Genomic DNA, 10,156 nt, shown 5'->3' on the forward strand with positions numbered 1-10,156 from the left:
CAGCGAGATCGCCGAACTCCAGGAAACTGCTCAGCAGTTCGCGCACGTCGTCCGGCGCCACCAGTTGCGGCACGGCGGCGACGGCGGGCAGGGCGAGCAGCAGCGCTGCGATGGCAAAGAGTCTGTACATTCAGTGGTCAGATGCCGGCGTGGCAGAGGGCCAATCCTGGCCGGGAATGTTTCGTCAGCACGCCTGAAAACTTCGGCAACCCGGCCCCTACCGGCTTGCCGATGGTGACGGCAGGCCCCATAGGATAACCTTTTTGCGGCACTTTTCGGCAAGGACAGCCTTTTCCAATGTGGTATGAGCCTGAACGAGGCGCGTGTTTCCACCCAGGAATGAGCCTGAGGGAAAGAAATTGAGGGGGAACTGAAGTGTGGGTTGATCATCGCAAGGATGGTGATCAACATGAACGAAACACGGCTATGCACGATCGCGCAGATCGAACAATTTTTCAGCGCCACCGCGTCAATCGAGTTCTCGGCGACGGGCGACGACAGTGAGCGGTATGGGCACATCAGTCGCGTACTCACACGCTTTGACTACCCTGGGCGGAGGAAACGGGAGCGAGGAGTACTGCACAGGTACCTGCAACACACCAGCGGCTACAGCCGGGCTCAGGTCACGCGTCTGGTGACCCGGTGGCATCGCAACCGGCTGGCCTCCGTTCCCCTGGCCAAGCGCTACAGCACGCCTGCTGCACCCTTTGCACGCAAGTACTCCGCGATCGATGTCGAGTGGTTGCTCGAGATGGACAAAGCCCATGAAGACATCTGCGGACCGGCCATCGCGCACCTCCTGCAACGGGCCTACAGTGAGAATCATCGCGTGCTGGCGGGCTGCTTTCGTGAAAGACAGGGCGCTACCGTTTGTGTGGCTTGTCGAGGATCGGCTTTGCGCGGCTCACCTCATGAAGGGCCTGGCCTTTGCCGAGGTTGCTTGACCTGTGGGCGATCAGCAATGTTCTCCACGGGTGATCTTGATCCAGGTCAACAGAAGACACTGATAGCGATGGTACATTTTTCGGCGAGATCAAAGGCAAACGGAGTGCAAGCTCCGGACGCAAAGCTTCAGACCCTAACCTGAAGTCCAGGAGGGTGGCTGGGTTCCCTCAGCCCAATCAGCGAACCTGGGAGCTGCGTCATGCCTGCCATCAAACTCTCGAGCATTGCCGCCGCGCCCGGCGGCTTCGTTATCAATGGCCATAGCGCCGGTGACTTGAGCGGTTTCAGCGTCGGTGTCGCCGACGACATCCACGGTGATGGTCTGGCCGACCTGATCGTCGGGGCACCTGGCGGCGAGCCCGTAGCCGGCAGCGCTGCCGGGCGCCTGCCAACAGCAAACAGCCAAGCGACGGACCTGTGGGTTTACCTGACCCTGGCTCAGAGCACCCTCCGCCAATTCCTTCTCAATCCCGGTTTCGACGACGATATCCACCAGGTTTTCGGAAACGGCGTCGACCCCCTGCGGGCAAGAATGCTTGTTCAGGGCTTCGCCGAGCCGGATTTCATCTCCTGGCCAAGGCTGGAAATCCGCCCAGAAACGGAAATCAATCGCGCTCAGGGCGCCTATGCGGCGGCGACCGACACGATTTACCTGGCGAGAGAATTTCTCACTGAAAACACCGACAAGCCCGAAGCGATCACCTCTGTGCTGCTTGAGGAATTGGGGCACGCGTTGGACGCGCGCCTGAATGCTGCCGATACGCCGGGCGACGAAGGGGAGTTGTTTTCGGCTCTCGCCCGAAACCAGGCGCTGACTGCTTCCGACTTGCAACGGATTCGGGCCGAAGACGACAGGGTTGCACTCTCGCTCGATAGCCAATCCGTGCTTCTCGAACAATCGACCACCAATCTGGGTTCAAGGCAGGGTTATGGCTATCTGACCGACTTCATATACTATGGCGACCCCAGCGACAATTGGAACTTCTCCACCGTCCTTCCTGGTGGATCCGGCGACTATGTCCGCGTCTCGTCGAGTTCCACCTACGTCGATCTGGTGCTTCGGCTATACAATCAAAATGGCGCCTTCATCGAAGCGGATTACGACCAGAATCCGACCGATGGGAACCTGGAGTCTATATCGCTGGCAAATGTTCCGGCCGGCACCTACAGAGCAACGGTATTTGATTACTATTCCGGCAATTACCTGGGCTCGAGCAATGCCTACTACACACTCGCAATCAATGCGCCGCAAATTCCCAAGGACCGCTTCGAAGGTGCTTCTGGCAACGATACACTTCCGACTGCGACGCCCGTTAACAGTGGGGCATCGCTGGCTGGCATTGGCTACTATTTTTCCGATCTATCCATCGACCGGCCGGGCTCCACCACTGGCGATGTCGACGTCTTCAAACTCACGACCACCCGCGTCGCGACGGACGCTGACTGTATCCTGAGCCTTGTCACCGGTAACGGCGATATCGATCTCGAACTCGACGACAGCTCCGGAAATATCATTTACACGACCTACTGGGACGCCACAGGATACGGCTGGAATGCAATTCCCTTGGCCGGGCTGCAGCCGGGAACGTACTATTTGCGAGCCGGAAGTTATGAAGGGAACGTCACCCCATCCTACGATCTGGTTTTCGCCCTGCCACAAGCACCCACAACTGATCACTATGATGCCAGCGCGAGCAATAACACCCTGAATACGGCCACAAATTTGGGGACGGTCAGTGGATTCCGGCAAGAAACCGATTTGTCTATCGATCGTGCTTCCGATGTCGACTGGTTCAAATTCAAGCTTTCCGGACAAGGGTCAAACCAGAATTATCTCCAGATCGATTTCGACGGCTTGCAGGGAGATCTGGATATCGAACTGTACAATTCCGCAAACCAGTTGATCGATTATTCAGACGGAATCGAAGGCGCGGAAGCCATTGCGCTGTCCGGGCTGACCGCCGGAACCTATTATTACCTGAAGGTGTATGGGTATAATCAGAGCGCCAGCGATTACAGCTTGACGATCAATGCGCCTGGCACCAATAACAACATCAGAACCGACTCTTTCGATAGCGTGGCCAGCAATAATACCCGTGCCGCTGCGACAAATCTCGGTGCTCCTCAGTACGGCTGGCCTCAGGGTGCGGGGTTTCATGCATGGGAAAATCTATCCATCACTTCGGGCGACCAGGACTGGTTCAAGTTTAATCTGAACGGCACCGGAAGTTACGGGAATTATGTTGCCGCCACGTTTGATACCACCAAGGGTGATCTGGACCTGGAGCTTTATCGGGAAAGCGGAACGACTCCTGTTCTCCAGTCCACCGGTTTCCGGGATATGGAAAGGATCGATCTGAACGGTTTGACTCAAGGCACTTATTACATCCATGTCGCGGGGTATCAGGGCGCGACGAATCCCGATTACACCCTGGCCATCAATGCTCCCGGCAGTGACTCCTATGAGGACAACGACAGCCAAGCCGACGCGAAAACGCTCACCCGTGCGACGGCGCAGCAGACCTGGACGAATCTGTCGATTGACGACGCCGACTGGTTCAAGTTCAGCCTGCCGAGCAAGGGCACCAGCAACGATTTTGTCCGGATTGATTTCTCGCATGCGCTCGGCGATCTGGATCTGAAGCTATGCAACAGCGCCGGGAATACCCTTCATACTTCGTCCGGCGTCGGTGACCACGAACAGATTTCTCTCGATGGGCTGAACCCAGGCGATTACAAGATTCAGGTTTACGGTTACAACAATGCGAAAAACCCCGCTTATTCGCTCACTATCGCGGCCCCTGTAGCCAACAGCCAGGATTGGGCAGAACCCAACAACGATCGCACACAGGCGACCGAACTGAACTCGCTGACCCATCCCGGCTCCGACCTGGTTCAACTCGGCATCGACGCGGCGCGTCCGCTGTCGATCAATAGCCAAGCCGATGTCGACTGGTTCAAGTTCACTCTGGCGACGGCTGGACGCAGCGGCGATTTTGCGCAACTAAGTCTGGATCACACGGCGGGTGATCTCGATTTATACCTCTATGACGCCTCCAACCAACTCATCGGAAAATCCGAAGGCGTCGCCAATCTGCACGCCATCGACCTGAAGGACCTGGCGGCCGGGACCTACTATCTGGAAGTCAAGGGCTACAACGGGGCGACAAACTCCGCCTATGCACTGTCGGTTCAGGCGCCGTTCACCCAGACTGGCGGCGATTGGGCGGAAGGCAACAACGACGCAGTGCACGCCAAGGACCTGGGCGCCGTCAGCAGTCCTTACAGTCAGGGTAAGCTGTCCATTCAGGCGTCCGATGTGGATTGGTTCAAGTTCCATATCGGTGCAACCGGCGAATCCGGCGACACGGTCGGCATCAGTTTCAATCACGGTCAGGGAGACCTGGATATCGCGCTCTATGCTGCCGACAAGACGACCTTGCTGGACAGTTCCACTGGCGTCACTGGTCTGGAGAGCATCTCCCTCAACGGCAAGACAGCCGGGGATTATTATCTCAAAGTCTACGGTTACCAGGAGGCTGCCAACCCCGACTACACCCTGTTCATCGACCCGCCCAAGAACACCCAGGGTGATTGGGCCGAAGGAATCTCGGGTAACAATACCGTTGCAAGCGCCTATAACCTCCGCAATGTGGAGGGCTTGCAGACCTGGGACCCGCTCTCTCTGCATCAAACCTCCGACGTGGACTGGTTCAAGTTCACCACGCTTAAGAAGGCGGATGCCAGTGACTTCGTGCGGATTCAGTTCGACCAGACTCAGGGTGACCTGGATTTGTATCTCTACGACTCGACCGGCGCGACACTGTTGGGCAAGGCGGAAACCACCGACAACGTCGAGCAGATCAAGCTGACCGATGCCAGCGGCGCATCGTTGGCCGCGGGAAGCTATCTGGTCAAGGTGGCGGGCTACCATGGCGCGGCCAATCCGAGTTATCAGCTTTCCATCAATGCCCCGGACAACAATCCCGCGGACTGGGCCGAAGGCAACGATACCCGGGCGGCAGCCAAAGCCTTGCAGACCGTCGAGGGGACTCAAGCTTTTTCCGGGCTTTCCTTGGATCATGCCGGCGATGTGGACTGGTTCAGTTTCTCCACCGTCGGAATGGGCGGCCCCGGTCATTCGGTGAGCATTCAGTTCGATCACACGCAGGGCGATTTGCAGCTTCAACTGTTCGACAAGAACGGCGTGAAGTTGGGAGAGTCGTTGTCCGACAGCGACCGGGAAGCCATATCCCTGGAAAACCTGCCCACCGACCCATACTTCGTCAAGATTTACGGAGCCACCGGCAGCACCACAAGTCCGAGCTATTCCCTGGATTTCGACGCTCCGCAGACGCCGAAGCCAGATTTCGCCGAGGGCGACCACGGCAACGACACCCGGCAAAACGCCTACGACCTTCGCTCGGTATCCGGTACCTTGCAGGTGGGTGGATTGTCGATCAGTCCGGCCGGCGACCAGGATTGGTTCAAGTTCACCCTCGACAAGGATGCCACGGCCGGCGACAAGGTCCGCATTGACTTCGACAAATGGGAAGGCGATCTCAGCCTGGAACTCTACGACGCCAGCGGCAGCCGTTTGGCCAGTTCGACGACGTCGGAAAATTTCGAGGAGATTTCCCTGGCGGTGAAAGCCAAGGGGACTTATTTCGCCAAGATTACGGGAAACAACGAGACGACCAATCCGGAATATAACCTGACCGTGACTGGTACGTCGACGCCGACATCCGATGCTGCAGAAGACAACAATCGCCCAATCAACGCCTACGATTTGCGGAGTGCCACAGATATGGGGGCGGCGAGCTCGCAGACGCGCTTCTTCCCCCCCTATACATACTCTCCTGGATGGACTGGCTTGTTGTCACAGATTCCCGCTTTAAACCTGAGTGCCCAACACTCATATCAACAGGCCTTTAATGCAGCTAACTATAACGCTAATTGGTATAGTGTGGGACATAACTCTCCGTACAGTCCTGCGCTTGGTAGCCAATTTTTTGGACTCTTAAGCTCGGCCGACAGCTTAGGGGGATTGGGCGGAGCGACCAACCACATAAGTTCCTCTGGCGGTTACGGTAATTATGGAAGTCCAAGTGATATAATCTTACCAACTTCTTCCTATTGGAATACTTACCTGCCAAGCCCATCGAATTATGGCGGTTATGGGAATTATTCGCTGGGTAGCGTCACCCCGACTTCCTATGGGGGTTATGGAAACTACACCCTGGGCAGTGTCAACCCGACTTCCTATGGGGGTTATGGAAACTACACCCTGGGTAGCGTCACCCCGACTTCCTATGGGGGTTATGGAAACTACACCCTGGGCAGTGTCAACCCGACTTCCTATGGGGGTTATGGAAACTACACCCTGGGTAGCGTCAACCCGACTTCCTATGGGGGTTATGGAAACTACACCCTGGGCAGTGTCAACCCGATGGCCTACGGAGGTTTGGGAAAACTGTTGCGATCGGAGACAGCCAGTTTGGCGATGCCAAATCTGTCCATAGATGCGCCTGGCGACCAAGACTGGTTCAAATTCGAGCTCAGCCGCGACGGCGCTGACGGGCAGTTCGTCGGCATTCACCTCGACCACACCCAAGGTAATCTGAAACTTGAACTTTTCGAAGCCTTCGATCCCGCCACCAATACCACCGAAGCCCAATACCAGAAACACCTGATCGAACTCGCCGACGGCAGCGGCGACAGCGAGCAGATCAGCCTGGCGGGTCTCGCAAAGGGGAGCTATTACGTTCGGGTCACCGGCGTCGAAGGCGCGACCAACCCCAACTACAGCCTGGAACTCAGCGCGCCGCCCCAGGGCGACGCCGCCGGCGATTGGGCAGAAGGCAGCACGGGCAACGATACCGCCGCGACGGCCTATGAGCTGCGCGACGTTGAAGGTGGACGGGTTCTGACCGACCTGTCTATCGACACCACCGGCGATCGCGACTGGTTCAGCTTCAATACCAGAGGCGTTGGCCATGAAGGCGACAAGGTCCGGATCGACTTCGACAATGCTTCCGGTGATCTGGATGTGGTTCTCTACGATCAGAACGGGACCGTCGTGCGAGGGGAATCCAGAGGCACTGACAATTTCGAGGAAATCAGCCTCAAGGACCTGGCTGCGGGCCCGTACAAGATTGAAGTCTCGGGATATAACGGCGCCGTCAACCCGCAATACACCCTGTCGATCATCGCGCCGGACACCTCGCTTTCTCCGGACAGCCTGGAACCGAACAACGATTTTGAAACCGCCTTCAACCTTGATCTGACCAGCGGCGTCACCACCATCAACGCCACCATCCACTCTGCCGACCACGACTTCTTCAAATTCACCACCACCGCCAAGGGCACTGCCGGTAACAGCCTCGGCATACAGTTCGAAGCAGACCGAGGCGATCTGCAACTGCAACTGTACGACGAGAACCACATGCTCAAGGCCACGGCCACCGGCGGTGGCGGCAACGAATCGCTTTCGCTCGACGGACTGGCCGTCGGCACGTACTACGCCGAAGTCAAAGGCGCGAACACGGCTACCGCCAACGCCTACCAACTGCATCTCGATGCACCGACCAGCGGCGAGACCGCAAAACCGCAAAACGACTGGACCGTCCTGGTGTACGTCACCGCCAGCACTCTGGAGCCATTCTCCTTCGCGGACATCAACGAGATGGAAAAGGCCACGGCTGGGCTGCCGGGGAAGGTCAATTTCGCTGTCCTCTGGGATCAAAGCTCGCTGGGCGAGACCTACGCCACCGGCGGCAGCGCGGCCTGGGGCGACACCGGTCGGGCGGTCATCCTCAGCGATAGCCGCGACGACACCATAGCGACGCCCTTCGAACGTATCGGCGAGAAGGACACTGGCAATCCCTCGACGCTGGTGGACTTCGTCAAATGGGGCGCAACAGCCGCCTCGGCCAGCCATTACGCGCTGGTGATGTGGGATCATGGCGGCGGTTCCATTGGTGGCTTCAATCTCGATAACGAAGGCAACAAAGATGCGCAGTCGGCGACTCGCCTGTATACCTCGGAACTCGCCTCTGCACTGAGCACTCTTGAAGCCTCAGGCATCAACAACGTGGACCTGATTGCTTTCGATGCCTGCCTGATGGCGAACGTGGAAGTCGGATACGCGCTGCGCAGTCACACCGATGTGCTTGTCGCCTCGGAAGAGGTGGTGAATGGGAACGGGTTTGACTATACGCAGGCGTTTTCGACGCTGGGCATCGACTCGCAGGCGTCAGCGTCGGCCCTGGCCGCTGGTCTGGTCGACAGCTTCCAGCAACAAAACCAGGGCCGACCCGAGGATACCCTCGCCGCTCTCGATGCCGGGAAGTTCGACAGCTTTGTCGGCAGGCTCAAAGCCTTTTGCGATGGCGCTGTCGCGCTGACCGACTCGGCCAACTGGAACGCCATTTTTCAGGCACGCGCCGCCTCCACGCATTTCCAGGATCCGTCTTATTGCGATCTTGGCCAGTTCCTGCAGAACGTCGCCGGCAGCGTCAGCAGTCTCAAGGATGTCGCTGGCGCCGCTTATGATTCCCTGCAGACCGTGGTGATCGACCAGACGGCCGATCATCGCCAGACGCAGGGCCTGTCCATCTATTTGCCGGGCAGCGGCACGGTCAATGCCAGTTATCCGGTCGAGAACCAGGCTTTTCTGGCGGCGACGGATTGGGGCAACTTCCTCAACGCCTTCCTCACCCGCCCCACCAGCCGTAGCACCGGCTTCCAGGGCGATTGGGCGGAATCCAACGACGTCGCCGCACGCGCTTACAACCTGCATGGATTGATCGGCGATGGTCATTCGTTCACCGGGCTGAGCCTCGACAGTGCTGCCGATGTGGACTGGTTCCGTTTCACCATTGAACAGGCCGCGGCGACGGGCGACGGCGTGACGGTAAACTATGATCCGGCGAATGGGCAAAAACTCAAGCTTTCGCTCTACTACTACGACCAGACCACCACCGCCTATACCGCCCTTCCCACGACTTCGAATACCGGCACTGGCCATGAAACGATCAGTCTGAGCGGGCAAGCGGCGCGCGAATATCTGGTCAAGATCGAGAGCACGGGGTCTGGCGGCATCTCGCAGTATTCTCTCAATGTGAACGCACCCGGAACCGTCGCCGACGGTAAAGACTGGCTCAATGGCAACAAGAGCGTGGGCAAGGCGCATGACCTGGGCGTGATCGCGGCGGACGCCTGGTTTGCCGGGCTGCGGGTGGATCCGGCCAATCCCGACTGGTTTCAGTTCGAGGCGCCGAAAACCCAGGAGGCTCAACCGGGCACGGTGCACATTGAAATTCCCGGTAGCCAGGCGGTCACCGTTGAGTTATTCGCAGCGCGGGACGACGGAACAGCCGGAACTCTGCTCGATTCCACGACCGGCAGCGCGTCTCTCGAAATCCACTATCCAGGCAATCCGGGGGACAAGTACTTCCTGAAACTCAGCCAGCCGAACACGGCTTCCGCCGCTGGCTACGCATTGGAGTTTGCTTCCGCGGAAAACACTGCAACCTATATCTTGGCCGCCAATGCCGCAAGTTACGACGAAGGATCGAGTGCAATGTTCACGCTCACCACCACGGGTGTCTCGAACGGTACAGTCTTGCCGTATGTCCTGTCCGGCACGGGCATTACTGTGGCTGACGTGATGGGTGTCGCACTGACTGGCAATGTCACAGTGAACAACAATACGGCGACCATTACGGTGCCACTCGCCAATGACGCCCAGACGGAAGGCGACGAGACGCTGACCGCCTCGATCACAGGCACATCCGCCACGGCTTCCATCAGGATAAGGGACACCGCCACCGCGCCCGCCCCCTCATACACCGTCCCCGGTACACCGGGCAACGACTTTTTCATTCCGTCCGCCGGCAACAACTATCTGGGCGGCGGCGGCAACGACACCTACGTCACCAGCCCCACTACGCTGTCCGGTTCCGTCACCGCCAAGATCACCGACACCGAAGGCAACAACGTCATCCAGTTGGCCGACGGCATGACGATCAGTGCCAGCAGCTTCTATGGTAACGCGGCGCAACTGACGCTCGCCAGTGGTGCCATCGTCCAGATTCTCGGTGCTTCCGGGTTCAACTACCAGGTCGGCGCCAACGCGCCCGCCGGCGACACCGCCGCCGCCCAGACCTATTCCCAGTTCGCCAGCACCCTCGGCGGTGCGGTGCCTGCC

Annotated in this window: 1 protein-coding gene and 1 riboswitch; the gene reads left to right on the forward strand. The window is 58.4% G+C overall.

The features are described from left to right. The first annotated feature begins 1,028 nt into the window (after positions 1 to 1,028). Positions 1,029 to 1,115: riboswitch (cyclic di-GMP riboswitch) on the forward strand. Between the two features lie 29 nt (positions 1,116 to 1,144). After that, a partial coding sequence (locus tag ACCAA_RS21595; RefSeq protein WP_186409311.1) for a pre-peptidase C-terminal domain-containing protein occupies positions 1,145 to 10,156 on the forward strand: 9,012 nt, incomplete at its 3' end.

Source organism: Candidatus Accumulibacter aalborgensis (genome assembly GCF_900089955.1).
Classification (GTDB): Bacteria; Pseudomonadota; Gammaproteobacteria; order Burkholderiales; family Rhodocyclaceae; genus Accumulibacter; species Accumulibacter aalborgensis.